Origin of the sequence: Paenibacillus sp. FSL H7-0703, assembly GCF_038003485.1 — a bacterium.
In the GTDB taxonomy this organism is placed as follows: Bacteria; Bacillota; Bacilli; order Paenibacillales; family Paenibacillaceae; genus Paenibacillus; species Paenibacillus polymyxa_B.
Genome location: NZ_JBBOPF010000001.1, coordinates 2,985,579 through 3,011,748 on the forward strand (window position 1 = coordinate 2,985,579; position 26,170 = coordinate 3,011,748).

Below are 26,170 nucleotides of genomic sequence, written 5' to 3' on the forward strand. Positions count from 1 at the left end.
ATAGAAAAAAAATCCACTACCGTAAAATGCCTTCATCCAGAAGTCAATTTTATAGTAGTGGACCTATTCAGTCGATCAAACGATGCTGGACCCATTTGTTGCCGCGGAAGCGCCAAAGGAAAACGAGTCCCCGCACGCCCCATTCAATATCCATGGCCAGCCAGACACCAACAATCCCCAGGTTGAACACAATGCCCAAAATATACCCGAGCACCACCCGGCACAACCACATGGACAGCATTGAGGTGAGGGACGTAAATTTCGAATCACCTGCTGCCCTTAGTGCAGAGGGTGTAATAAAGGCGATGGACCAGAGCGGAATCTGGGCCAACGTATTAATCAGTATGACAACAAATATGTCATCTACGATTTCAGCAGGCGGATGAAACAGCCCCACCATCGGCTCAAACAAAGGCATCAGTATGAGCCCCATTACAATAAACGAACAAGACGACAGCCAAATAAACGATTTGGTAAACTTCCGGGCATCCTCGACATTTCGACGTCCCATACATTGACCGACCACGGTTACAATCGTAAGAGCCAAAGCATTCGCAGGGATTTGGAACACGTTAGCTAGGGAGGAGCAAATGGCATTCGTCGCCAATGCATTGGTCCCCAGACTCACAATGAAAATTTGGGTTAAAATTTTGCCCCCATTGAAAAACATCTGTTCCGCTGCAAAGGGAAGCCCGATAAACAGAATCTTTTTAAGCATAGCCAGATTAAAATAAAGCATATCTCTAAGCTGCACACGCAAGTCATCATCTACCCTGACCAAATAAATCAGCGCGCACACTGCTCCTGCATATCTGGACACATTGACGGCAATCGTCATGCCCAGCACACCCATATCTAATACATTAATGAATACCACATTGAGGAGCACGTACGAGAGGTTCATGATGAGCGAAAGAGCCAGCGATGCCCTCGTCTTCCCAATTCCCCTCAGCGCCCCACACACTGCCTCAACGATTGCAATCCCCACAAAAGACATACAGCTTCCCAGCAGATATACCTTACCGTTAACTAATACATCAGGCGAGGCGGAACCAAACAGAACACTTAAAATCGGATTGTACAACAGGATCATAAACAAACTGATACATAAGGCCAACAAGGAAACGGAGGAAATGGTGCCGGATGCGGCTTTAGAGACCATGAGGTCGTTACCGCTCCCCTTATACTGTGCCACGACAACCGTTCCCCCGGTAGACACTGCGACAAACACATTAATCAGAAAAATATTCAAAGAATCGATCATATTTACAGCACTGACTGCCGCCATCCCCGACGAGCTAATCATTGCCGTGTTCACCAAATTAAGACCCACGATAAAAGCCTGATCAATCAGAAGCGGGATAAACAGCGCGATAATTTGTCGATAATCAATAGGCTCTCCTGAAAAATGCTTATTCAGAAAGCCATGTGTTCTCATCCTTACACTCAGTTGACTCATATCATCACATTCTTTTTCTCAAATTGAAAAAAACCCTTCAACAGAAGAGCCTTCATGGCGAAAAAATGTATAAAGTTGCAAGGCTAGATGTGTCTAGTTCTTGATTCTGTACACTTTTCTCTACATAGAAGTATTACTCCAAAAGAAAATCCTGTCAATGGTCTTGCTCACATTTGAATAGAAAATAACAGAAAAACCTGCTCAGCTCAGTGAACAGGTTTTGGAGCAGCATTATAATGCCTTAATATGTCATTAAAACCTTGTTAAAAGAATGTCTATGATCTTCTCGCAATTAAATCTTGTTGAATAGAAGCTTCATTCTTTTCGAATTTTTTATAAAAAAACATAGGAATGATTCCGATCAAGAAGATGATAAACGGCAGCCAGATAAAGCTGAACTGAATGCCAGACAATGCCGTAGGAGTTTGGACTTTCCCAGCGATGTAACCGGTACTGCCCATGATCCATGCTGGCAATAATCCGCCAATTCCGCTACCCGCTTTAATACAGAATGCGCTTCCAATGGAGGTCAGGAAACCACTTGCCCGAATACCATTTTTCCATTCCCCATAATCGACTGTATCTGACAACATCGCAAACGGCATAGAACATGCAAAGCCTGATCCTAACGCACCAATAATCCAGCCGATAATAATAAGGGCTAAGTCTGTACTGCCCATTAAAATCACGACTTGACCCAGCGCAGCTAATATCAATCCGATAATCATAATCGCATTTTTACTTAATTTTCTGGCGAAAAACGGAATCAGAACCATCGAGATCAACTGCAAGGAGGTCAGTCCATTGATTAAAGGCACTAAGTCCTTACTGTCCAGATTGTATTGCAGATAAAAGATTAAAGTTGCTGAACGAATATTCAAGCCGATCCAGTAACACAAGTTGGCAGCTACAACGAGCATCCAGGGCCAGTTTCGTTTGATGGCTGTAAAGCTTTTAGCAATGGGAACAGATTTCGTTTTCACTGCTGCATTTTCGCGCAAATCGGCAAACGCTATGAAAAACATAATAATCGCCATGATTCCAAATAAAACGAGCGTTAAGGAAAATCCTTTTTGATCATTCCCCTGTCCAAAGAAAGCGACCAAAGGTAACGTAAACGTCGTGGCAATGAAGAAACCTACGTTCCCCCCGACCATGCGGAAGGAGTTCAAGACTACGCGTTCATTAGAGTTGGTGCTCAGATTAGGCAAAATAGATGTAATCGGCGTACTGATCCCTGTGTACAGGATGCCGGCTATGATGTACGTCATGGCGGCATATGCAATTTTGCCTGACTCACTCCAATTGGGTGTCGTAAACGTAAGGACCATAAACACAGCGAACGGGATCGCTAACCATAGAAAATAGGGTCTGCTCTGGCCGTATTTTGACTTGGTTCGGTCAATCAGGATGCCCCAAATCGGGGCATCAATGGCATCGATAAAACGGGTGATAAATAGTAATGTCCCGGCAATCCCGATAGAAAGTCCGAATACATCTGTATAAAAATATAATAGATAACTGGAAATAACACAGTATAGTAGATTGCCTGCTGTATCCGTTAATGAATAGCTGATTTTACGATGAAAAGGAACGGTACTGGCTGCCTTTTCCGGTGGTTCCGTACTCACAATTCTCGTACTCATGATCTTTCCTCTCCCCATGCGAATGAATTATGATTCATAAACCCATACACGCATTTCCCCTTTAGCCCGATTGCACCAGGCGTAGTAAGGAATGGCGGTAATTTGTTGAGGAACAAATTCAGGAGGCTCCGAGCTATATAATGCATTCGAATTTTTTACCCGGTATCCCTCTATGGTCAGCTTTACAATGCCACCCAGCAGGTTTTCGCTGAACTCTTCCGTAATGAGGCTATCCTTTGTCAATCTTAATCCTGCCAAATTCGCTCCATTATCCACTTCTTCCAGGCAAAACACGACTGGTCCGCGTTGGAGAGCAATTTGCTGCTGGTTCATGGAGACCAGCGGATTGCTCCGAATGCGCTCAACCGGCATAGCCAAATGCAGAGTTACCATATCTCCGTCCTTCCAAGTACGCTGAATCTCGATATAGCCTTTTTCCAGACGGTCTAATGATATGGTTTCCCCATTCACCTTCACCTCTGCCTGCTTGCACCACCCAGGAATCCGTAGTGCCCATTTGAAGGAAGTCGGCTCTGTTACGTGGATCGAAAAGGTTAGATCGGCATCCCATGGATAATGATGAGTTTGTGTAATTTCAACCTCTTGACCAGATAAAGTCATGTTCACCTTGCTGGCAATGTACAGATGCGTATACAACGTATCATCCGTTTGGGTGTACATATTGTCCTCAACTGATGCAATCATTCGTGCCAAATTGGGCGGACAACAGGCGCAGAAAAACCATTTTTGACGTTCTGTTTTTACATGCTCTTGATCTTTTCTGGATTTTTGAAAAGGATTAACCTCCAGCGGATTCACGTAGAAAAACCGTTTCCCATCCAGATCCATCCCACTAATCGTTCCGTTGTATAGCGCACGCTCCAGAACATCGGCATATTTCCGGTCTGGCGCTAAGCGCAGCATACGATTGGCCCAAAAGGCCAGCCCTACAGAGGCGCAGGTCTCACAGTACATGCTGTCATTGGGAAGATCGTGATGGCAAGTGAACGCTTCCGCGTTTACAGTAGAACCGATGCCTGCGGTGATGTACATTTTATGATTCGTTACATCATCCCACAGCGTTTCACAGGCTCTTAACAGGGAAGCATCTCCTGTTTTCGCAGCCAAGTCCGCCATCGCAATATACAGATACACCGCTCTTACCGCATGGCCGACTGCCTCTTTCTGTTCCCGCACAGGTTGGTGTGCTTGCTGGTATTCGAAGCCTAAGCCAAAATTAATGTTGTTATCATCATTCCAGGTGGGCTCTGTTTGAATATGTTTTCTCTTTTCTTGTTCCTCTGCAAAGTAAATAGGATGCTGTCCCCGCTGTTCAATAAAATATTGCGCTAATTTGAGATATTGATCCTTTGCAGTTACGTCGTATAATTTGATCAAGGCCAACTCAATTTCTTCATGTCCCGGGTAGCCTTTCCGTTTACCTTCTTCCGTACCAAAAACCTGCTGAATCAGGTCTACGTATTTCTCCATAATGTGAAGAAACTTCGTTTTGCCCGTCGTTTCATAATAAGCAACAGCCGCTTCTATAAAATGCCCTGCACAATACAGCTCATGATTGTCTCTTAAATTGGTCCAGCGATTATAGGGTTCCTTAAGCAGATAGTACGTATTTAGATACCCATCCTCAGCTTGAGCTCTTCCCAACAATTCAATCACTTCATCAGCCCGTTCTTCAAGCGCAGGATTCGGATGATCCCTTAAGCTAAAGGCAACCGTCTCCAACCATTTGGCAAGGTCACTGTCCTGGAAAACGGTTCCATAATACTCCCCACTGGATTCCCCGGCTGCAATCCTAAAGTTTTCAATCGCATGACTGGGTTCTGTATCTGGTAATTCATCATTTAATGCTTTCCATTGGTAAGGAATAACCTCTTCCGCCACAACCTGCTTATACTTTTTCCAAAATAAATCGTCAACGATGACATGCTTAACTGGCTTTGCCGTTTTCATTGGATAAACATCCCTTCCTGGAAATAGAACGCTTTCATTTTTGAGAAAATAAGGATAAAGTAATGATAATATCGTACAAGCTAACCTGAGCTCCCCTTGCTACAGTCCTTATTTTATCAACCTGAATTTATAAAAAAAATCGCGATCTTTAACTAAAACTTATACGATTTCACACACAAAGGAGCTGGCTTCCATGAGCAAAACAGACTTTCTATCATTCCTTGTCCCTCCGCTGCCTTATTTCATTGAGGGGAATTTTACTACATATCAAAAAGGGGATTGGCACCCGAATAGGTATAATCTGGGTTATTTTGACGTAATAATCATTAAAGAAGGATTGCTGCACATTGGTGAAGAGGACGAAGTGTGGAAGGTAACTAAAAATTACGCTCTCATTCTTGAACCGGATAAACATCATTTTCCCATTGAGGCATGTACAGAACAAACCTCCTTTTACTGGTTCCATTTTCAAACCAATAGCATGTGGTGCGCACAATCCTCGCCCAATCCTATTATACCCAGCACTCCCATTCCCGAGCTGCATTTTCATTCAGAACATACGACCATTCATTTGCCCAAAATTCAAAAAGTGGTGAATCCACATGAGCTATTTTCGAAATTAGACTATTTACTAGCCTCTACTTTAAAACCTAGAAAACTGGCACTATGGGAGGCCCAACAGACGTTTGCGAGTGTTTTCCAGAGTTTGGAGTATGACCAGAATAATAAAGACAGCTCCTCTAAGTTGGCGGAACAAATCGAAATATACCTAAAACAGAATTACAAAAATACAATCACCAATAAAGATTTGGAGACCCATTTTCACGTACATCAGAACTATCTCGCCAGATGTATGAAGGTCGCCTTCCAGCGCACACCGCTTGAGTATTTAATGGATTATCGACTGGATCAAGGGCGCAGTCTTTTGCTACAAACCGACTGGTCTGTCCAACAAATTACGGAGGAAACGGGATTCTCCCAAGCAAGCTATTTCTCCAAATGCTTTAAAGAAAAATTCGGAATGTCTCCAAAGAATTACAGACAACAATACTGGAAACCAGTCCATTGAATGCTTACACCTCCTTTACATTCTCTTTACATTTTCATTGTATCCTTTTGATATTCTCGCTTTATACTGAGTCGGTTATATCATTTTTACTTCGGAAAAGGGGCATACATATGAAGTCAACTAAACTCGTATTATTAGCCATTTTAACAGGGATTCTGGTATCACCAGAACTGACCCATGCGGCAGACATTCAGCCATCCGGGTATGCATCACTACGAACACAGGCAGATAAAATGGGGGCGACAATTACATGGGACAGTGATGACCAGTCTGTTTTGGTCAAGCTGAAAAATGGCATTGTCGGGACCTTTACAGTGGGTGAGAAGCAATATCGTCTAGCTGGACTAAGCGGAAAAGCGGACCGGGAAATTAAGATGATGAATGGAAATGTATATCTTCCTACAAAACTTCTTACAGCGCTTGAAGCAGAGAACAGCAAATATGCAGATCCAAAGGACGCAGTCCCTACCTATAAAGTGATCCCTTCTGCTGAAACAGAAGCTGTGGAGGATGGAGAAGACGCAGCCGACGACCCTGCAATCTGGCTCAACCCGGCCGATCCAGAGAAAAGTAGAATTTTAGCAACCAATAAAGGCGGCGGGATTTTAGTCTATGATCTGGAAGGCAAGCAACTGCAAAACATGAAGGTCGGAAAAATGAATAACGTGGATCTTCGTTACGGTTTCACATTGGGCGGCAAAAAAATTGATATTGCAGGGGCAACCAATCGAACCAACAACACGATCGATATCTTTTCCATTGACGGTGCATCAGGAAAGCTGACCAACGTGGTTGGCAAACCCATTAAAGCATCTATGAAAGAAGTGTACGGATTCAGCTTGTACCATAGCCTCAAGACAGATAAATTTTACGCGCTCGTGTTGGGCAAAGAGGGTGAATTTGAGCAATATGAGCTGACTGACGACGGAAGCGGCAAAATTGCAGGTAAGCTTGTCCGCCAGTTCAAGCTGAATACGCAATCCGAAGGCATGGTTGCTGATGATGAATATGGTACGATCTACATCGCTGAAGAGGATTACGCTATTTGGAAGTATAGTGCGGAGCCAGACGGTTCAACCGAGCCGCTGCGACGTGTGGATATTGCAGATGGGCGCAGACTTCACGATGACATAGAAGGACTTACATTGTATTACGGTAAAGATGGCAAGGGGTATCTCATGGCCTCCAGTCAAGGAAACAGCAGCTATGCGATCTATGAACGACAAGGCGACAATGCATATATAAGCAACTTTACGATTAGCGCGAGCCCTACCGTTGATGGCACATCTGTCACAGACGGTATTGATGTTCTTGGCTACGGATTAGGAAAGAATTTCCCACATGGTATCTTCGTTGCACAAGATGACGAAAATCTTCAAAACGGCAAAAAGTTAAATCAGAACTTTAAAATGGTGCCTTGGGAGCGAATCGCTACGGGAGCCCCTACCCCGCTAACGATAGACGATGGCACCAACCCGCGTGAATTGGTAAACAGAAGCACGAAGTAATGCCCCTCGGGGAAATCAACTCAACATTCCGACTCTATTCATAGAAAAAAAGAGGTGTTCCAAAAGCCATAAAACGGCTACTTGGGACACCCCTTTTTGTTTTTAAGCGAGAAAAGGTTTAAGATCCAGCACCAGCACATTTACCGAGTTGGCCGGTAAGTCTAAGAAGACAGAATCCGTCTGAAGGGTGATCTGCTCTTCGGTAGGCACTACCTTCTCATCATTCTTCTTGTTCACGTTAGGTACATGAACAAGCGAGGAATCGCCGGTTAGTGTAACCAGCTTAGCGATGGACTCAACACTCAAATCTTGTAGATTCAGCTGTATTACCTTATCCACGTTGTCGGCATTCACCAGCTTCACGTATACATGCTCAGCATCTTGGGTTACCGAGTTGAACACGTCTCTGTTGTAAGCCTCCAGTTTGTAGTCCAGCACCTTGCTGGTTGTCTCGCCGTCGGTGTATAAGCAAATCAGATTACTGCCCGTTTCACCGCCGTAGTTCACTGTTATGGTGTAGTCCGTGTTGTCAGCCAACTCTTCATAGCTAGCTGCTCTCAAGTTACCTGCCGCTGTACTGGAAGAGTAGTCACCCAATGTGTAGCCTTCTATGCCCTGCTTGTAAACCTTCACGCCGGTAGCCTTGCCGCCATAGCCGATCGCGTATTCAACGACGTCCTTTTTCTCCGCAGAAATATCGGTGAGACCCGCACCCACATAAAAGCCGTCCGTGCCGGAAATGCGGGAAGCGACCACCTCTACCTTGTAATTGCTCCAGCTGTCGTTCAAGATGTACAAACCATTCAGACCGCTATCCTGAGCTTTGAGGACAAGCCCCTTGCCTTCCTCCACCGTAGAGCCCACGGAACCGGGAATGACCTGCCAGGCCGAATTCAATTCCTGGGTAAAGTCTTGATCCAGCAGCACACTACCGTCCTGGTTGGAAGTAACAGTCACACGCTTAATCATAACCTCGGCGTTGCCTGTCGCGATTTCAATTCCCCCCTGAGGAATGAGATCCGTTGGCTTGCCGTTTTTGTAAGTAGAGAAAGAAGTGCTCAATACTTTATTCCCCAAATATTTAGCATACATTTGCTGTACATAGTAGTTCGGCGTAAACCACACCGTTTCGTCATCGAACCAGATGCAGTCTGGCGTCCATCTGTAGGTTCCATCTGTCAGCACCTTGTTAAACAGCGGTGCATAGGCAGCCAACCGAACGACATCGGCATTATTTTCGAAGCCCGTCATCACCGCTGCCTCTGCTACAGCGCCTGCCAATGTATTTTTATCCGTTGAGGCGTACTCTCCGACAAAAACCTTTGATGTTGCTTTCCAATTTATACTGCCGTCCACGTTATAAGCTCTGTAGTAGTAGTTATAGCGGTCCACGTTATTCAGCAGGTACTCGTTAGAACGATAGTAGTGCTCGTCTGCAATGGTATCCATATAGTCCTTTTGCTTCTCATACCAGGTTACCGTTTCTTCCGTCACCTGGTCACCATCTGCAAAAGCAACCTTAGCCGAACCGGTCATATTACCGCTTAAGAACTTCCAGCCCTGCTGATATGCATCGTCGTCTGCTTGAGCGCCAACCGTGGAGATGATGTGTAGCTCATAACCCGGATAGTTTTTCTCCATGTACTCATCAATCGATGTCTTGAACACTTCAAAGTTGGCAAAAAACTCTGTGCCCCAGTTCTCGTTACCTACACCCAAATAACGCAGATCGAACGGTGCTTCATGGCCCATTTTTTTGCGCATAGCAGCCCATTCATTATGTTCAAAATCCACACTGATCGCAAAGTCGATCAGATCCGTAAAGTTCTTGATATAGTATTCTCTTAATGCGCCTCCAGCCGGATGAGCGTAATCGGAGCGGGCTTGGCAGAGCACGCCGCAGGCCATAACCGGAAGCGGAGCTGCATTCAGGTCTTCTGCCAACTGGAAATATTCCATATAACCAAGACCCATGGTCATCATATAGCCCCATACATTAAAGTTTTCCTTGCGCAGCTCGATATCCCCAATCGATTCCTTCCAATCGTATACGTTTTCCCATATAAATGAACCCTCGGAAATACAACCACCCGGAAACCGCAAGAACTTCGGATGCATGCCAACCAGTGCGTTCACCAAATCTTTTCTCAGTCGGTAGTTAGGATTACCCTGGAAGTTAGCATGTGCCGATGGGGATTGCTCTTCCTCTCCTGCGCCCCATACATCTTGTGGGAATAAAGAAACCATATCAACCGAAATGTCCCCTTTAAATGTAAGCGCCAGCTGCCCGAGAACCGTAGCTGAGCCTGTCAGTACAAGCTTGGAATCGATGCCGTACTTCTTCCACGTGTTGTCGCCTTCCACCTGTATCGTAACCGAATCACTAATAGCCTTTTCATTTGAGTCTTGCAGTTGCAGTGTGATTGTGCCCGCTGAATCGGCCTTCGCCCAGATGGTAAACTCATATTTGGCACCCTCTTGGATGGACATGGCACAATTCTGGTTAGAATCGGAAAAGCCCTTGTTCCGAATCGTTGCACCATCCGATACCGTCACATAATAAGAGTTCACTTCTTTGTCTTTTGCGCCTAAAAACTCATTTAATCCACCGCTATGCTGTGGAGTCATCTTATCCGTATCACCAGACCAAGCGAACAACGGGTTGCGGTTCCGTCCGGTAGAGCAGCCGCATTCACCGGAAGCATGGGAATACGTATCGAACTCGAAAGATTCAAAGGAGCGATTCTGAACGAGTTCTGCATAAATCCCGCCATCTGCTGCGTTATTGATATCTTCATAGAACAAGCCGTACATCACCTCGCTGACATCCACAACTTCCTTATTCCCATGAATGGTCAGCGTGTACGGAGGTAGCTGTTCAGGAAGAACGGATACCTCAAAGCTCTCTTCAATCTGGCTTAAGCCCTTCGTCAATAAAGCTGTGACGGTAACCCCTTGTGCGGAGGTAATCGCCTGAATCTGGCCATTGTCAGAGAGTATACCAGGCTGGCTGGATTTCCAGGTTACTTCTACTCTTCCGCCCATCAGAACGGTTGGCAGAGTTATGTCCTTGGTTACAATCGTCGTCGGAAAGGACAAATATTTATCTCTGGCAAGCTTCACGATTTCTTCATCTGTCAACGAATCGCACATGACCTCAATGACTTCATCCGCCGTCAGGCCTGCTTTATAAATTCGAAAGTCTGAAACGGAGCCGGCAAAGTCTACATCCGCTGCATGCTGGGAGCGACCGATAAAATTGTTGCTGTAGTTGGACGAGTCTGTAAACGTTTCGAACCATTTACGCAGCTTGGCATAGTTGCCGCTGGAAGTTTGACTGATGGAACCATCCGCTACTACCTCACCATTGACATATACCACCGGACCCGCACTGCTTAATGTGCCGCCTTCTGTACCGATTACGGACAAGGCTATATGCATCCACTCATCCCTGACAAAACCTCTTCCCGGGTCTACGGACAAATCCGCCTCGGTGAAAAGGGTTCCGCGCAGATTCCGTGTCATAAACATATAGGGCCCTGTATGGGCTTTACCAAAGTCAAAGACACGTTCCCACATATCTGTGAATCTGCCGAAGTTGACCCAAGCAGTAACCGTCACACCGGTGTTATCGCTTACATCTTTGAATAGATCGGAAGGAAGCTGGATATACGATGTACCGTTGGGGCCTCCCTCAAGCGTCAAAGCTGCTCTACCGGTAGCATGGGAAATCGTAGGTGTTACTGTGCCTGAAGCAACCCCATCGTTACCTTGCCCTGAGCTATCTTTGCCGACGTTCTCTGCATCATCAAACTTGTAACGTGCAATGATTTGATCTTGGAATTTGGTCATCTTCGTTGCTCCTATACCTATAGTTTATTAATGTAATAACTAATTAGTTAATATAAATACATACTATATAGCTATAGTACCTTATCCTGAGTACTTTTTTCAATCCAATAAATCGGATTTATGAAGAAAATACTTGAACGAACTACATAAAAAAGCAGCCATCACAGAAGATACTCTGCGATAACTGCTTTTTGGCTTACAAGATTACTTGGCCTAGTCGGGACTTTTCTGAAATAAAGAAGTTTGGCCGTAGCTATGTTATCCGTTCAATTTTTGTCCACAATTCGGACAGAAGTTAGCTCCTTCGTTTTTTGTACCGCAATTCGGACAAAAATTGGGCTTATTACCGTCTCCAGATGGAGAGGGGGCAGCAGGTGTAGGCTGAGTCTCAGCCGAAGGCTTTGGGTTCGGGTTCAAATTTCTCATCATTTCATTTGCTATATTCATCCCCATCATCATACTCGCCATATCTGAGGCAGCACCACCGCCTTTTACATTACCCGATGCAATCCCGTCCGTCATCGTCACTTGCTGGTACTTTTGCAGATTACCGATCATTTCATGAGAAGCTGTCTTCGTGATCATATCTTGGATTTCTTGAGGATAATTGAAGCTCATCACATGAAAGCCAGTAATCGTCATACCATTGTCCATCACTTGCATATCCAGATCTTCTTGAATACCTTTTGAAATGTCAGAGGCATTCGCCTGCAGATTGAACATGTCCTTTCCTTCTCTGCTGATCCACTTCATCAATAACTGATCCAATACTGAAGTAATGCGTATTTTCACATCCTCAACGAGATAACTGTCCTTCACTCCAGCAATTTTATCGATGAGCGTAACATAATCGTTCACTTTAAAATTAAATGTGCCATTGGCACGGATCGGCATACCGCCTGGCAGCTGGGGGGTCGGGATCAGCACTGGATTCTGCGTCCCCCATTTGACCGTAAACTCCTTCGTATTAACGAATAAGACCTCTACCCTCATGCCACTGTTAAAACCAAATTTAAACCCTTTTAAGGTGGATAGAAATGGAATAATGTCAGAGTCCATGTTATATGACCCTTCATTCTCAAAAATACCCTCTATTTTGCCGTTATTTACAAAAATCGCGTCTTGACCGGAGCGGATGATTAATTTACTGCCTTTTTTAATTTCATGATTACTCCACTTCCAGAAAATCATATCATCTCTAAATTCTTCCCACTCTACAACATTTGCAAATTGATTTCTGAAGAATCCCATACTGTATCCATCCTTTCCGTTCAGGATTTTGCAAAATTCTCAGTTAAAATGATCCTCTGCTGCCGCTATGCGAATGACCGCCGCTGGTAGTTCCGCCACCACCGCCTGAGCTGCTGCTACTGCTGCTCTTTTCAATCTTCCGTTTTGTTGTCGTTGTGTGAAGATACTGATCTCGATGCTCCAGAACTCCTGAGGCGTTCGCATCCTCGTAGGTCTGCCGATTTACCGTAACCCGACCGCCAGAATTGGAAACCATCTTACCCACGATCAACGCTGCCAATCCCAGCGCCACCGCCAAATGAAGCCATCCTTTAAAAAATATACTGTCTGGATTCACCCCTGGACGGATGGCCAAATATTTGTGCGCGCTTAGAATATACTTTTGAAATGCCAGCCCATAGTTGCCGTTGGTCAGATCCGGGCTAATCTCATGGCGTATTTTAGTAAGCCTGTCATCATCCAGATACCGTTCTGCCTTATAAAATCCGGCCAAGTATACCTCTCTATTTCTCATATCCATCGTTAAAATGACCGCGTTCCCATGAGATCTGTCATACCCAGGGCCATGGTCATCATAAAAGTCCTGCGTCATTTTCATAACATCCATATTGTCGGGATTGAGAGTAGTATAAATAATAATGTCCGTTTCTCTTTCCGCTCCGTATTGATTAGCCATAGCGTTCAACACATCATACTCTTCTTGATTGAGCAGACCCGCTTCATCATAAATCAATGGCTTCATTTCTGTCGTTGCTGGTTCGCCCTTCATTTCCATAGGAACTGCCAGAAAAACAGCAAAGAATAACAAGACGGCTATAATGGCTCTATGCTTTTTCAATAGAATTCCCCTCCCATCATCAGCCAAGTGATTAACCTTAATGAGAAGAGAGTAATGCCGAAAATGCCTGCAAACCAAGCCGTCACTTTGAACTTGCTAATCGGAGGCTTACCGACTACCTTGCCCGTCTGTCCGTTCATAGCAAACGTATGCTCCAATTGATTGTAGTCATAGTGTATGACCCATACCGGGAGCAGAACATAATCCGCTTGTTTTAATATAGTATCAATTTGCTTTTCCGTATAACTCACGGACGTATACTCTGACACCGTAGAATGAATATAAGCATCAATATATTCCTTCACTTTTTCTTTAACTCGCGGGAAAAGCTCTTCTTCGTTATAACTGTACTTCTCCGCAATATAACCCGCTAGATATGGCGTTTTAAAGGGTTTTAGCTGATCGTATGGAAAAGGCTCCAATTTATCCATCAGCTCGTCGTTCATTTTCTCCGCAGCATCAATCGGAACCTTTACATAATTCAAACGGATTTTGCGATATACATCAAAATGCTTCGTTTCCGTATATTCGTAGTCTCCGCTCGTATAGGTTCTCACTTGGGTACCTTCACCTTGAACCTCAATTTTATTATGTAATTCATATAACCAGAAGGGCACATACATCCCGGTTATTCCCTTGATTCGGTCTGCTATCATGAACCGATTCGGCGTCAGACGGCCGTTCTTACACCATTTTTTGAAAGCATCTATGGCCTCTTCCTTACTGATCGAAAAAGGAATAACCTGCGCCGGAGCCAGCTTCCCGGTCAGTCGGTCTCCAAGAACCACGGCAGAACCACAAAAGCTGCACACCGTTGCACTCGTCTCCACTTCGGTCATAATCACTGCTCCGCAGTTATTACAATGATACTCATGGGCCTCATCTTCTGAAAAAATACGATTTATCAGAGGATCAGGAATAGATTCGATATTGTCCTCTCTTCCGCAACTATGACAGGATAACATCCCTGTCTCACCGTCAAAGACCATGCCGCTGCCGCAGTTGGGGCATTTGTATTCGATAACCGGCATCTGCTCACCTCTTCATGTAGATACTATTATGATTCCTTATAAAGCATCCAGGTCGTCCTTCGTTCCTGCCCGAAGCTCGGCTATAGCCATCGCTTCATCATACGCTCTGTTCACCTGCTCTTCCATGACCTCAAAAGCAGAATTCTTGCTGCCCATAGAGTTCAAGGCTTGCTGTGCTTTGGCAACCGCCAGCTTCCCTTTAAGTTCAGCACGCCGCATTTCCAACTGCCCTATATCAGACAGCAATTTATCCTGCATTTGTTTCATATTCACGGCGTTTACTGAAGCTAAGTCATAGGACGTTTGTAATTGTTCCAGTTTCTCCGCCTGCGTTACCTTTCTCTCCAGGAACTTTCGAGCTTCATCATCATTACCGGCTTCCACGGACTTACTGGCATAATGCTGGAGCTTTTTGATCTCGGCTTTGCATTCATCCAGTGCTCTTTTCGTCCTTCTCTCATCAGCCAATACTGAAGCCGTCTCCGCTTTCACCTTGCCTAGATCACTGTTCAAATTCCGCATATAATCGTCAATGGTTTTCTCCGGGTCTCCCACCTTATCCACTAAGGCGTTAATATTCATTTTCATAATATCCCTAAACCTCGACAAAATCCCCATGATGACCTCCTTCGAAAGAACTACATTCCACCATATCATACATCAAATCCGGTAAAAAATGTTCATCATAGCTCTATATACTGGCCCACTGATCACTTTCAGATGTGTGTTCCTTTTATTATAAAAGCAAAGGGTCCAAAAACCCGCGACAGATTTTTGAACCCTTCTATTTATTGTTCCTGATTATAGTTCTTCATAGGACTTGGGGTCCTGCCCCCATATCCGTCCATCCTCACTGCTAAATGCCGAAATCACGTTCATTTCCTCTGGAGACAACTCAAAATCAAAAATATCCAGATTCTCCGTTTGGTGTTTTAAAGAAGAGGCCTTAGGGATCGGGATTGCTCCAAGTTGGATATGCCAACGTAAAATCGCTTGTGTAGTCGTTTTATCATGAGCAGCAGCAATTTTCGCAATCTCTTCATTCTCCAGCATGCTGTGACCGCGACCCAAGGGGCTCCACGATTCGGTCACGATGCCCTGTTCAGCATCTTTCGCACGCTGGTGCTCCTGATTAAACAATGGATGCAATTCAACTTGATTGATGCTCGGCGCGACACCTGTTTCCCGAATTAAACGTTCATTATGCTCGGGCAGAAAATTGCAGACCCCGATGGAACGAATATAGCCCCTTTTCTTCGCCTCAATTAACGCCTGCCAGGCTTCAACATATCGGTCAATTTGGGGATTCGGCCAATGGATCAGATAAAGATCATAATAGTCCAGGCCTCCTCTAAATAATGACTCTTCGATGGTTACAATGGCTTCTTGATAAGCATGTCGACGACCCGGTAGTTTGGAGCAAACCAACAATTCTTCTCTGGGCACAGAGCTCTGCTGGACCGCTTTCCCAACAGCACCCTCATTTTCATAGTTGAACGCTGTGTCGATCAGACGGTAACCTGCATCAATCGCGCTGGTAATCGCCCTCACTCCGTCTGCACCCTTCAATCCAGCAGTCCCAAATCCAATGACGGGCACTTTAGTCCCATCATTCAATACCTTCTCCGGAATTTGTTGGTTCATATTACAGCCTCCTTTACTATTCTCATATAACATAACACCTCTTCAAAGCTCCAGTAGAATATAGCAATCCAATACATTCCGTTCCTATATATGTATATACCCACTAGCTCGTAACTTCCCTACCAAGTTCTCTGTGTGCTAAATCAAAAAGCGCCTGATCCCCATTGAAATCATACTTGAAGTCAAGGGGTCAGGCACTTGTATACCACTACCAAATCATATAATCCACTTCATGCTGAATTGCTTGGTTGTCCAACACAAAGTTGAAGTGTCTGTATTTTTATTTCAAGCCATTCCATACCCAGTTCTCTACCTCTGGTAGGTCAATACCCTCTTCGCGAATGAATTGATGATGTTTCTTAATCGTAGCATCCATTTCATCCACAATGTTGGTGTACTTCCCAGCGTCAGGTAAGTTAAGAACGGCTTCCTTCACTAAGTCAAAACGATCCATTTGATTTAATACACGCATATCAAATGGTGTCGTAATATCGCCATTCTCACGGTAACCATGTACATGCAAGTTATGATTGTGACGATCAAAGAACAGATCTTTGATCAGACCTTCGTAACCATGGAAAGCGAAAACAACGGGCTTGTCTTTTGTGAAAAAATGATCAAATTCGGCGTCGGATAATCCACGCGGGTCTAGTTTTTGACTTCTCAGTTTCAGCAAATCTACCACATTGATGTACCGAATTTTCAAGTCAGGCAGTTTTTCATGCAAAATGGAAATCGCAGCTAAACTTTCAATCGTTGGCTCTGTACCAGCAGAAGCAATGACAAGGTCAGGTTCTCCACCTTGATCTGTACTTGCCCAGTCAATGATCTTCAACCCTTTATCCACCAATTCTTTCGCTTCATCAGCAGTAAACCATTGTGGACGTGGGTGTTTAGACGAAACAATCAAATTGATCTTTTGACGGTCGTTTAAAATGGTGTCGAAAACAGCCAACAATGAGTTGGCATCAGCTGGCAGATACTCCCGAATAAATTCTGGTTTTTTATCAGCCAAATGACCTAACAAACCTGGATCTTGGTGTGTATACCCATTATGATCCTGTTGGAACACCGTTGAAGTTGCTACGACATTCAATGATGGGATATCTGCACGCCATCCTTGATCCGTTGCTTTACGCAGCCACTTAAAGTGCTGGGTGATCATCGAGTCAACCACACGCAGGAAGGCTTCGTAACTTGCAAAGAAACCATGGCGACCTGTTAATACATAACCTTCCAGCAATCCTTCAGCTTGGTGTTCGGATAATTGAGAATCAATTACACGGCCATAGGATGATAAAAATTCATCATTAGGTTCAATAATTTGGTCCATCCATTGGCGTTTGGTTACTTCAAAAACAGGAGCCAAGCGATTAGACATCGTTTCATCTGGTCCGAAGATTCTGAAATTACGATTTTCTTCATTTAAAAGAACCACATCTTTAACGTATTTCCCTAAAACCGACATATCCTGCGCAATCACTTTACCAGGTACGGAATTATCCAGCGCATAGTTACGGAAATCCGGTAATTTCAAGTCTTTAATGAGGTTACCCGCATTCGCAGCAGGGTTCATTCCCATACGTTTATCGCCTGTAGGCAGAATTTCAGCAAGCTCAGGGTTTAAACGACCGTTTTCGTCGAACAATTCCTCTGGTCTATAGCTATTCAGCCATTCTAACAAAGCAGGTGCGTGCTGCATATTTTTTTGATCAACCGGAATTGGAACCTGATGGGCACGGAATGAATTTTCATTCGGCACGTTGTCCCATTCCTTCGGACCTGTCCAGCCTTTAGGTGAACGGAATACAATCATCGGCCAAGCCGGACGAGTAAGGTCATTATTTTCACGCGCATTCTTTTGAATAGCTTCAATCTTCTCGATAGCCGTATCCAACACTTTCGCCATTTCTGGATGCATGTGATCCGGATTTTCACCTTCAACAAAGAACGGCTCCCAACCCAAACCTTTAAAGTATGAGGTCAATTCTTCTTTTGATTGACGAGACATAATCGTTGGGTTACTAATCTTAAAGCCATTCAAGTGCAAGATTGGTAGCACTGCACCATCTGTGATGGGGTTGATAAATCGGTTAGAAAACCACGAAGCGGCTAATGGGCCCGTTTCAGCTTCACCATCACCAATAACAACAGCCGAAATCAGATCAGGATTATCCAGAATGGCACCTACACCATGAGAAAGGGAGTAACCTAATTCTCCACCTTCATGGATAGATCCAGGTGTTTCAGGAGCAGCATGTGAAGCAATACCGCCAGGGAAAGAGAATTGTTTGAACAATTTCTTCATACCTGAGATATCTTGTGTAATTTGCGGATAGATTTCAGTGTAGCTTCCATCCAGATAAGAATTTGAAACCATAACCTGGCCGCCGTGACCAGGACCTTCAATGTAAAGCATGCTCAAATCATATTTATTAATAACACGATTTAGATGTGCATAAATAAAGTTTTGTCCTGGAATTGTGCCCCAGTGTCCAATAGGCTTAACCTTCACATCTGAATCTTTTAAAGGCTCTCTCAACAAAGGATTATCTTTTAAATACAGCTGACCTACCGAAATGTAGTTCGTTGCACGCCAATATGCATCAAGTTTTTCTAAATATGTTTTAGATGAATAATCTGCTAACACGGGTGATAACGACATGGTGTCCACTCCCTAAGTAGTTTTGTTTGTAATTTATTTCCGGAAATTTCATCTACATGTACATCATAACGCTACACTGATTAAATTCAACCTTTTTCACAAGTGATACGGTCCAATTTTGTGAAATTTTGAACATACTATGAAATATAAATTAAAAAGACAGTAAAAAAGCTCTTACATTAAAATATATAGAAGTATAAACCAATAAAATTTTTAATAAACGAGGCAATCGCAGGCTTCAATACTTTTTTCAAAACCATAAAAAAAAGACCGGAGAATTCTCCAGTCTTATCATTAGTGAACCGATACAAAGGTATTAAATTTTAAATATTTGTAATGAAATCGCATATGAGAAAACTCAAATGGCGTACCGTTATCTAAAAAGAACACACCTTCCATAATACCTACAGGCTCATTTTCATTTAAATGTAGCAGCTTTTGATCATTCTCTTGAGACGGTTCTGCAAAAATGGATAAAAAAGATTTGGTGACGGCCAAGTTCCGTGAGTCTTCCAAATAATTAAAAATGGACCCCTCGATAATTGTCTGATTTAAATTCTGGACAATTTTAATGGGGATATAGCCCGTTTCAATCATAAAAGGATCATCATCAAACAGACGTAAGCGAACAATTTTGTAAACAAAATCATGAGTCTCCAAGAACAAATCGCGTTGTAACTCTTCTGTTGGCGGAATGACCTCAAAACTCAGTACTTTGATTTTTGGCTTTTTACCATGCATTTGAAAATTATCAGTGACCCCTAGATTAGAGCCTTCGTAGTTAAAGATAGATTCATTTCTTATGTATAATGGATTAATAAATGTCCCGGAACCTTGTTTTTTGAAAATAATTCCGACATTCTCCATTTTAGTCAGAGCACGTTTAATTGAACTACGACTAACCTGGTAAGTCTCACTAAGACTACGTTCATCTGGCAATCTCATATCTGCAAACTTTCCCGCAAAGATTTTCATCTTGAGATCGTCAATAATTTGCTTATAGACAAATTGTGTCATATAGTACTCCTCTTTCAGGTCTTCTATAACTCCATATAGTTTACCATAACTTGCCCATTTCATCTCGTGTTTGTTTCTGTATGCTGAGTGGACTTTCAACCGAATAGGAAGCGTCCTCGCTTTTACTTTACATCTCTATGCATAATACCATGATTACACATACATAACACCACGGAACGTATCTACAAAAGAGCAGAAAATACAGCCCCCCCCACCTTAATAACATCGGTAATAAGACCAAGCCTGTTTCGAACCTTGAGGGATGTTTGACTAGACCAGGCTAAAATCCTTGAATACATTGTTATTATTTATCTTGTTCAAACGTTTTCTAATAAAAATGGTGGGGGGGAGATCATATTGGCTATCCGCTACAGCGTCATCATTCCAACCTATAATCGAGCACAGCAATTGTTGCTCACACTCGCTTCATTTGAGACACAAACCTATCCAAAGCAACTATTCGAAGTCATTGTAGCTGATGACGGTTCTACAGACGGAACGAAAGAAATGGTCGAAGGCTTCAAAGCATCCTATCCTCTTATCTATGTGTCACATCAGGAACAACGCGGTCGATCTGCGGTTCGAAATTTGGGACTGCGCCGTGCAAAAGGGCTGTACATCATCTTCTGCGACGCTGACTTTGTAGTATTACCGGAATTCATTAGGATCGTGAGCCGTTATCACCGTAAATATCCCAAGTCCGTGCTTTCAGGCATTCCTCACTCGTGGGACGACGCCTTTACCCATTATTACCCTGACTTTTCTCCTGAAGAAAAAGAACAATGTCGCAACATACTTACGCAGTCCAACTTATGGAATGCTGACTATGAAGCAGCGAACGAAATTACTCCGATCATAACCCCAGAAGACATCCTTCACCAAACGGGTGCGTTGTCTAAAGTAGTTAGCCCCACAAGGGTTCCTCCCAATACGCAGAAACAATTTGCCTCAACAGACGTAGCCCCCTGGATGCTGCTGGTTACTCGTTGTGTAGCCATCAGACGCAGCCACTTGATTCGTATTGGAGGTTTCAATGAACGGTTTGTGCTGTATGGACTCGAAGACTGGGACCTTGGCTATAGACTACATCGCTTGAAGATTCCTTTTTATTGCATCAAAGAGGTGGTCGGATATCATCAGGAACATCCAACCTATCTTAGAGGTAACGTTTTAAATACGGAAAATTTGAGAATCATGTATGAAACCTACGGATTCAATGACTCCTCGTTAAATCTATTTGCTCTGATCCCTCCATCGGAGGATTTTGAGGCCTACAAAAATACGTTGCGGGTATTGCGCAGGGGATTCCGCTCTAAGTTAACACGCTCATCAGCACTGTTATTAAGAAGAACACTACACATTGCAGCCAAACAGTTCTACGATCAAAGCCATACTCATGCATACAAAAAATCATTACACTTGATAAAAAAGAAAGCAGAGAACCGGAAAAGTCGAGTCGCTCACGTGTTACGAGAAATGCTGGTGAAGTCTGAAAAGCTGGTGGAATAATAGTTACTCATTTACAGCGTACAAAATCGTGTGTATTGCATCCTCCTTACGGGATAAAAAAACTCCTCCATAAAGGTGCGAGCCCAACTTGGCAAGCAGCTTTATGGAGGAGGAGTCGCCATGTCCGGAGATAACGACAAGAATTGTCGTTACTAGTTTACTATTCCTCTGATAGTCCAGCATGCTTTCTGATTATTCATTACATATGAGTTTTACCAACTGCTAAGAACTCAATATTTTAATGCTATCATCGCACCAGCTAATTAAACTGCTAAACTGACTTTTACCATAGCTCATTGTGATCATCCAATATTTGTGATTATGGTCTTTATGCTCTACGTTGATAAGCCAACGTTCAAGTTCTTCAAAAATATGCAAGCTTTCCACTAGCTTTTCTTTATACTCCTGTATGTGCTTTATAATCGTTTCAGGCGAAGAATTCCCGCCAAAAAACACCCTCAACAGCAGCTCATTTTTTTTAAGCATCACCACATGCTCCATGGGCTGAGAAAGCCAGTCTGACAACGTCTGCCTTCCCTGATCGGTAATGCTGTAGAGTTTCTTGTCAGGCTTTCCTTTCTGTCGAATAACCTCGACTGCAATATCTTTTCGATCCAGTAGCTCTGCCAGGCTGGGATAGATCTGACCATAGTTCTCATTCCAAAAGTAACTAGTGCTTTGCTCCATATGTTGCTTTATATCATAACCGGTATGAGGACCCAGACTCAGAATGCCTAATACCGCAAACATTGTATTGGTTTTTCCTGACTGTCTCGCCATTATATATTGTGCCTCCTGTTACCTCTAGCAAATCTCCGTAGTATGTCATGCTTTCATTAGACTAGACATAATTATAGCCCATTTAAACTAGCTTCACATCTCTCTATATATTATTTAAATATATATTATTATAATAATTAATGTTGACAGGGGTTTATCATCGTTTTATATTAACGATATCAACAAATACCAATGAGCTTGCCAAGATGAAGCCTTGGATACAGATATCATAAAGAAGTCCAAGACATCGCTTGGTTAAACCTCAATAAGGAGATATCAGACCATGACCATGATCAGTGTAAATTATCCAGTAGGCCGCATAACGCTTGAACAGCGTCGTCTTTTGGCAGAAGGTTTGACGGATGCAGTTCTCGTTCCAGAGGTAGGTCAATATTGTCCGCCAGCAAGAGAAGGGTTTCAGGTCCATTTCACCGAACGTCCAATAGATTACATGGCAATTGGCGGGCAATTGCTGTCGGATCAGCCAGAACGTGATGTAATTACTGTCAATGTTCTAGTGATGGATGGTGACTGGCCTAACGACGTTCGCAAAAAAGTGCTTGAAAACATTCTTGGCAGTTTGACTAAAGTACTTGGTGTACCGGAACCATCCCCGACTTGGTGGGTATCCTTCCAGGTCATTGAAGAAGGCAGCTGGGGTTCTCGCGGCGGCGTGCTCTCTATTCTAGACCTGCTGGATTCAGGAGTCTTTACTGAGGAGAAAATTAAGGCTATCAAGCAAAATATTACACGGGTAACACCGGGAAATCTAACGAAAAAACACCCATAAGGGTGTTCTTCATTTGTCCAAAGTAACATCCTTCAGTTTACATAATCTTAATGGCTAGCCAAATCATGCTCCAAAGCTTGAAGAGAAAGGCTATCCCTCGTACTGCCTCCCTCTCCCGGTCTCATATCAAAAATACGATCGACAAATCGATTGACATCCAGCAGCATTGCTTTTCGTTCCTCCGAGGTTACACGCGGCACCGAGTAAAGAAGCTTAATCTCAGCATCCGAAAACTTAGCGAACCCAAACAAATTATCGTTCGCCGCGTAGAGCATATCTTTCTGACGTGATATACGAATATAGTCTTCTGAAGATCCTGTTGTAAAAATCGAGTAGGCTCTCTTGCCCTCAAGCCCATATACACCATCAGAAGAGCGTATGAGTCCTGTTGTGAACACTCTATCTATATATCCTTTAATAACAGCGGGAAATCCGCCCCACCATACCGGTGAAATAATAATCAAGGCATCTGCCCACAATAAATCCTCCTGTTCTTTTACTATCTCCTCTGGCAATACGTTAGTGACCTTAGCCTCTAAATCCTTTAAGCCTACCGTCGGATTAAATGACATTTGGATTAAATCTTTTACCTTAACATTCGCCCCTCGTACGTTTAGATGAGCGATCACCTGCTCCAAAATCGCTTTGTTAAAGCTCTTAGCATAAGGGTGACCCTATAGAATATTAATGTTCATCTTCTTCGCCCCCAGAATATTTTCATATGGCTTGTCAAAGCCTTGATGCTAATGTAATGTTAAGCCAATGGTATCGAAACAACAAGTAGGCATATTTATAGTATATACTATCAAAAATCATACTAATTGATTTCATAGGACTTTCTGGGATACAAACGATGAGGAGATGGAATAAATGAGTGAAAATCTGAATCATTTTACAGATTGCCCCTTAACAAAGGTTCAGAAAATCATTGGCGGCAAATGGAAAATAGTGATTTTATGGTTTCTGTCCCGTGGTACCAGAAGATTCGGTGAAATTAAACGCGCCTTTCCTGATATCACACAAGCGATGTTAACCAAGCAGCTAAGAGAATTAGAAGAAGACGGGTTTGTGCATCGGGAAGTATTCAAAGAAATCCCTCCCCGTGTTGAATACTCGCTAACAACTCACGGGGCAAATTTCGTCCCCATATTGCGCAGTATGTATGATTGGGGGGAGGTTCATCTGGAGCACTCGAAAAAATGAAAACCCACTATGACCAATTTTGTCAAAGTGGGTTTAATCCTGTTTCCTCTGAGGGCGAAACAGTAGCCGTTTCGTTTACTGTTGTTTTCCAGTTAATGTTCTCACTTCAATAGGATGCAGATTCGCCTCAATTTGAGCCCGCTGCGGTTCATACCACTCTGGCAGCATTAATTTCTGCCCCAAAGATTCAGCAGGTTCATTATTAGCAAATCCCGGTGGATCTGTAGCAATTTCAAATAGTATGCCGCCCGCTTCTCTGAAATATATCGCATTAAAATATTGGCGGTCTATGATTGGAGTCGGCTGATAGCCATAATGCTGGACTGCGCTTCTCCATTCTTCATGTTGTTCGAAATCTTTTGCACGCCATGCAATGTGATGTACCGTGCCTGCTCCACCAAAGCCTAAACCCATTTTGGCGAGCGGAACATCCACGATGTTGCCGATTTCTCCTACGGACTGATAACGGGCATATTCGGCGTCTTCAGCGATTTTCGTAAATCCGAGTATGCTCTCCAATGCATCCATCGTTCTCTGTGGGTTGACGCTAAATAGCACGGCGCCTCCAAACCCCTTAATTGCTTTATCAGCCGAAATACCACCGTAAGACCAAGTACTGTTCGCTCCTTCCTCACGTTCGACAAGCTCAAGGCGTAAGCCCTCATTATCCTCAAATTGAAGATATTGTTCAGAAAAACGGCTCGTTTTCGTAACTTGAATATCAAAGCTTTGCAAACGATGCTGCCAAAAATCAAGTGAACCTGGGGGTACCACATACGAGGTTATGCCCACCTGGCCACCTCCGATTCGTCCTTTAGGAGTTCCTGGTGCAGGAAAAAAAGTAATGATTGTTCCAGGACTTCCTGCCTCGTTGCCAAAGTACAAGTGGTAAACCTCAGGAGCATCGAAGTTGATTGTTTTCTTCACTAACCGAAGTCCCAGGACGCCGGCATAGAAGTCGACATTTTCCTGCGGATTACCGGCAAAAGCTGTAATATGATGAATACCTGTAGTTTGCAGTGACATATGAAACCCTCCTTTAATCGTAGGAACCTTTGTTTTTTGTCGTTGACGATTTACTATGACCTAAACATCATGTTTTATCTAAGTAATGCATCGATGGAATATGAACCTGCTCCTGTCAACGCAATACCAATTACGACTGCAATAAGAACTAGCGGATATTCATAGCCATTAGCTGTTGCCCAGATCCCGTTTTGGCCATGTACTTTGAAAATTGCTCCAAGCATAGTCACCGTAATCAACAATGCGGCCAGTGGAGTGAGTAGTCCTAAAGCAAATAGAGCTCCTCCCAGCAATTCCATCAACCCCGCAGACACTGCCATGAACACTCCGGGCTTAATGCCAATCGATTCCATCCAACCGCCCGTACCTTTTGGACCATAGCCACCAAACCAGCCAAAAAGCTTCTGTGCTCCGTGCCCCACCAATAACAATCCAACCACCAAACGTATCAGTAACAATCCACTTGCCAACATAAAAATCACCCTCCACACTATATTTATTTAAAGATTATTAAATTAGAGATATTGGATAAAATTAAATTCATTGTTTAGCGATTTGGGCCTGTTCTTTTCTAAGTTTTTCAGGAGTAACATCATCTCCATTCGGATCATAAACCGTAGCATTCAAGAGAATGCTTTGTACAGAACCCCGAAAGATTTGAAGGTATTCTTTGCGAAGATCCGTTTGTTCCATTTTTTCAATTTCAGTTAACCCAACTTCTTTTGCTTTTTTTGCAAGCTGATTAATTCTTTCTAAAATTGTAAGCATGTATATACCTCCCTATGCGAAATTTTCTGATTGTTTTTATCTTTAATTTATTTATCTTGATATAAAGATATAATATTTTTCTATCCATGTCAATACTTTTTCCAAAAGAAAAGAAGATGAACGCTTGAGTTGCTTTCAAAGGT

Annotated in this window: 20 protein-coding genes and 1 pseudogene; 5 read left to right on the plus strand and 16 right to left on the minus strand. The window is 43.4% G+C overall.

Features of this window, described 5'->3' with window-relative positions; translation table 11 throughout:
- Positions 1 to 67 precede the first annotated feature (67 nt).
- The 3 genes from MHB46_RS13110 to MHB46_RS13120 all read right to left on the minus strand — a co-directional run bounded on the left by MHB46_RS13110 (position 68) and on the right by MHB46_RS13120 (position 5,076).
- Positions 68 to 1,459, minus strand: a complete 1,392-nt coding sequence (locus tag MHB46_RS13110; protein ID WP_341162551.1) for an MATE family efflux transporter — start codon at positions 1,457 to 1,459, stop codon at positions 68 to 70.
- Between the two features lie 275 nt (positions 1,460 to 1,734).
- Positions 1,735 to 3,105 (minus strand): MFS transporter, encoded by a 1,371-nt coding sequence (locus tag MHB46_RS13115; RefSeq protein WP_341162552.1) that lies wholly within the window; start codon positions 3,103 to 3,105, stop codon positions 1,735 to 1,737.
- A gap of 27 nt (positions 3,106 to 3,132) precedes the next feature.
- Positions 3,133 to 5,076: a glycoside hydrolase family 127 protein gene (locus MHB46_RS13120; protein WP_341162553.1), complete on the minus strand. Its 1,944-nt coding sequence runs from the start codon at positions 5,074 to 5,076 to the stop codon at positions 3,133 to 3,135.
- Between the two features lie 193 nt (positions 5,077 to 5,269).
- On the opposite strand from MHB46_RS13120, the gene MHB46_RS13125 reads away from it, so the two are divergent.
- Positions 5,270 to 6,145: a helix-turn-helix transcriptional regulator gene (locus MHB46_RS13125; RefSeq protein WP_061830230.1), complete on the plus strand. Its 876-nt coding sequence runs from the start codon at positions 5,270 to 5,272 to the stop codon at positions 6,143 to 6,145.
- 110 nt (positions 6,146 to 6,255) lie between these two features.
- On the plus strand, positions 6,256 to 7,653 hold the full coding sequence (locus tag MHB46_RS13130; RefSeq protein ID WP_341162554.1) for a phytase: 1,398 nt from the start codon (positions 6,256 to 6,258) through the stop codon (positions 7,651 to 7,653).
- Between the two features lie 102 nt (positions 7,654 to 7,755).
- On the opposite strand, the gene MHB46_RS13135 is transcribed toward MHB46_RS13130, so the two are convergent.
- The 8 genes from MHB46_RS13135 to MHB46_RS13170 form a co-directional block, all read right to left on the minus strand.
- Positions 7,756 to 11,505, minus strand: coding sequence for an alpha-L-arabinofuranosidase C-terminal domain-containing protein (locus tag MHB46_RS13135; protein WP_341162555.1), 3,750 nt, complete (start codon positions 11,503 to 11,505; stop codon positions 7,756 to 7,758).
- Positions 11,506 to 11,763: 258 nt separating this feature from the next.
- The gene (locus MHB46_RS13140) at positions 11,764 to 12,756 is read right to left on the minus strand and encodes an SPFH domain-containing protein (protein WP_341162556.1); all 993 of its coding nucleotides are present in this window, start codon (positions 12,754 to 12,756) and stop codon (positions 11,764 to 11,766) included.
- A gap of 43 nt (positions 12,757 to 12,799) precedes the next feature.
- Entirely contained in the window at positions 12,800 to 13,594 is a 795-nt protein-coding gene (locus tag MHB46_RS13145) for a TPM domain-containing protein (RefSeq protein ID WP_340959745.1), read from the minus strand.
- On the minus strand, positions 13,591 to 14,625 hold the full coding sequence (locus MHB46_RS13150) for a TFIIB-type zinc ribbon-containing protein (RefSeq protein WP_341162557.1): 1,035 nt from the start codon (positions 14,623 to 14,625) through the stop codon (positions 13,591 to 13,593). Before MHB46_RS13150 ends, MHB46_RS13145 begins: the two co-directional genes overlap by 4 nt.
- A 36-nt stretch (positions 14,626 to 14,661) precedes the next feature.
- Positions 14,662 to 15,243 (minus strand): PspA/IM30 family protein, encoded by a 582-nt coding sequence (locus MHB46_RS13155; protein WP_341162558.1) that lies wholly within the window; start codon positions 15,241 to 15,243, stop codon positions 14,662 to 14,664.
- A gap of 183 nt (positions 15,244 to 15,426) precedes the next feature.
- On the minus strand, positions 15,427 to 16,269 hold the full coding sequence (locus tag MHB46_RS13160; protein WP_341162559.1) for an aldo/keto reductase: 843 nt from the start codon (positions 16,267 to 16,269) through the stop codon (positions 15,427 to 15,429).
- 280 nt (positions 16,270 to 16,549) lie between these two features.
- Positions 16,550 to 18,934, minus strand: a complete 2,385-nt coding sequence (locus tag MHB46_RS13165; protein ID WP_341162560.1) for a phosphoketolase family protein — start codon at positions 18,932 to 18,934, stop codon at positions 16,550 to 16,552.
- 294 nt (positions 18,935 to 19,228) lie between these two features.
- Positions 19,229 to 19,951 (minus strand): GntR family transcriptional regulator, encoded by a 723-nt coding sequence (locus tag MHB46_RS13170; protein ID WP_023986502.1) that lies wholly within the window; start codon positions 19,949 to 19,951, stop codon positions 19,229 to 19,231.
- 357 nt (positions 19,952 to 20,308) lie between these two features.
- Here MHB46_RS13170 and MHB46_RS13175 point away from each other — a divergent pair, with 357 nt between their 5' ends.
- The gene (locus MHB46_RS13175; protein ID WP_341162561.1) at positions 20,309 to 21,460 is read left to right on the plus strand and encodes a glycosyltransferase family 2 protein; all 1,152 of its coding nucleotides are present in this window, start codon (positions 20,309 to 20,311) and stop codon (positions 21,458 to 21,460) included.
- 222 nt (positions 21,461 to 21,682) lie between these two features.
- Here MHB46_RS13175 and MHB46_RS13180 read toward each other — a convergent pair whose 3' ends face one another.
- Positions 21,683 to 22,240 carry a PadR family transcriptional regulator gene (locus tag MHB46_RS13180; RefSeq protein WP_023986500.1) on the minus strand — a complete coding sequence of 186 codons (558 nt, stop codon included), beginning with the start codon at positions 22,238 to 22,240 and terminating at the stop codon, positions 21,683 to 21,685.
- 283 nt (positions 22,241 to 22,523) lie between these two features.
- Between MHB46_RS13180 and MHB46_RS13185 the strand changes: the two genes are divergently transcribed.
- Positions 22,524 to 23,030 carry a tautomerase family protein gene (locus MHB46_RS13185; RefSeq protein ID WP_341162562.1) on the plus strand — a complete coding sequence of 169 codons (507 nt, stop codon included), beginning with the start codon at positions 22,524 to 22,526 and terminating at the stop codon, positions 23,028 to 23,030.
- Between the two features lie 47 nt (positions 23,031 to 23,077).
- Here MHB46_RS13185 and MHB46_RS13190 read toward each other — a convergent pair.
- Positions 23,078 to 23,692: pseudogene (locus tag MHB46_RS13190) on the minus strand (NAD(P)H-dependent oxidoreductase); the annotation flags it as partial.
- Between the two features lie 208 nt (positions 23,693 to 23,900).
- Here MHB46_RS13190 and MHB46_RS13195 point away from each other — a divergent pair.
- Positions 23,901 to 24,233, plus strand: coding sequence for a winged helix-turn-helix transcriptional regulator (locus MHB46_RS13195; protein WP_307353712.1), 333 nt, complete (start codon positions 23,901 to 23,903; stop codon positions 24,231 to 24,233).
- A gap of 75 nt (positions 24,234 to 24,308) precedes the next feature.
- On the opposite strand, the gene MHB46_RS13200 is transcribed toward MHB46_RS13195, so the two are convergent.
- The 3 genes from MHB46_RS13200 to MHB46_RS13210 form a co-directional block, all read right to left on the minus strand.
- Positions 24,309 to 25,259 carry a ring-cleaving dioxygenase gene (locus tag MHB46_RS13200; RefSeq protein ID WP_341162563.1) on the minus strand — a complete coding sequence of 317 codons (951 nt, stop codon included), beginning with the start codon at positions 25,257 to 25,259 and terminating at the stop codon, positions 24,309 to 24,311.
- Between the two features lie 74 nt (positions 25,260 to 25,333).
- Positions 25,334 to 25,732, minus strand: a complete 399-nt coding sequence (locus tag MHB46_RS13205) for a DoxX family protein (RefSeq protein ID WP_341162564.1) — start codon at positions 25,730 to 25,732, stop codon at positions 25,334 to 25,336.
- A gap of 67 nt (positions 25,733 to 25,799) precedes the next feature.
- Complete coding sequence (locus tag MHB46_RS13210; protein ID WP_341162565.1) at positions 25,800 to 26,027, minus strand: DUF896 domain-containing protein; 228 nt, start codon at positions 26,025 to 26,027, stop codon at positions 25,800 to 25,802.
- Between the last annotated feature and the right edge of the window lie 143 nt (positions 26,028 to 26,170).

Bases quoted from the DNA above. Each gene is read 5' to 3' on its own strand.
- MHB46_RS13110 (WP_341162551.1), bottom strand. From the start codon at position 1,459: ATGAGTCAACTGAGTGTAAGGATGAGAACACATGGCTTTCTGAATAAG.
- MHB46_RS13115 (WP_341162552.1), bottom strand. From the start codon at position 3,105: ATGAGTACGAGAATTGTGAGTACGGAACCACCGGAAAAGGCAGCCAGT.
- MHB46_RS13120 (WP_341162553.1), bottom strand. From the start codon at position 5,076: ATGAAAACGGCAAAGCCAGTTAAGCATGTCATCGTTGACGATTTATTT.
- MHB46_RS13125 (WP_061830230.1), top strand. From the start codon at position 5,270: ATGAGCAAAACAGACTTTCTATCATTCCTTGTCCCTCCGCTGCCTTAT.
- MHB46_RS13130 (WP_341162554.1), top strand. From the start codon at position 6,256: ATGAAGTCAACTAAACTCGTATTATTAGCCATTTTAACAGGGATTCTG.
- MHB46_RS13135 (WP_341162555.1), bottom strand. From the start codon at position 11,505: ATGACCAAATTCCAAGATCAAATCATTGCACGTTACAAGTTTGATGAT.
- MHB46_RS13140 (WP_341162556.1), bottom strand. From the start codon at position 12,756: ATGGGATTCTTCAGAAATCAATTTGCAAATGTTGTAGAGTGGGAAGAA.
- MHB46_RS13150 (WP_341162557.1), bottom strand. From the start codon at position 14,625: ATGCCGGTTATCGAATACAAATGCCCCAACTGCGGCAGCGGCATGGTC.
- MHB46_RS13155 (WP_341162558.1), bottom strand. From the start codon at position 15,243: ATGGGGATTTTGTCGAGGTTTAGGGATATTATGAAAATGAATATTAAC.
- MHB46_RS13160 (WP_341162559.1), bottom strand. From the start codon at position 16,269: ATGAACCAACAAATTCCGGAGAAGGTATTGAATGATGGGACTAAAGTG.
- MHB46_RS13165 (WP_341162560.1), bottom strand. From the start codon at position 18,934: ATGTCGTTATCACCCGTGTTAGCAGATTATTCATCTAAAACATATTTA.
- MHB46_RS13170 (WP_023986502.1), bottom strand. From the start codon at position 19,951: ATGACACAATTTGTCTATAAGCAAATTATTGACGATCTCAAGATGAAA.
- MHB46_RS13180 (WP_023986500.1), bottom strand. From the start codon at position 22,240: ATGGCGAGACAGTCAGGAAAAACCAATACAATGTTTGCGGTATTAGGC.
- MHB46_RS13185 (WP_341162562.1), top strand. From the start codon at position 22,524: ATGACCATGATCAGTGTAAATTATCCAGTAGGCCGCATAACGCTTGAA.
- MHB46_RS13195 (WP_307353712.1), top strand. From the start codon at position 23,901: ATGAGTGAAAATCTGAATCATTTTACAGATTGCCCCTTAACAAAGGTT.
- MHB46_RS13200 (WP_341162563.1), bottom strand. From the start codon at position 25,259: ATGTCACTGCAAACTACAGGTATTCATCATATTACAGCTTTTGCCGGT.
- MHB46_RS13205 (WP_341162564.1), bottom strand. From the start codon at position 25,732: ATGTTGGCAAGTGGATTGTTACTGATACGTTTGGTGGTTGGATTGTTA.
- MHB46_RS13210 (WP_341162565.1), bottom strand. From the start codon at position 26,027: ATGCTTACAATTTTAGAAAGAATTAATCAGCTTGCAAAAAAAGCAAAA.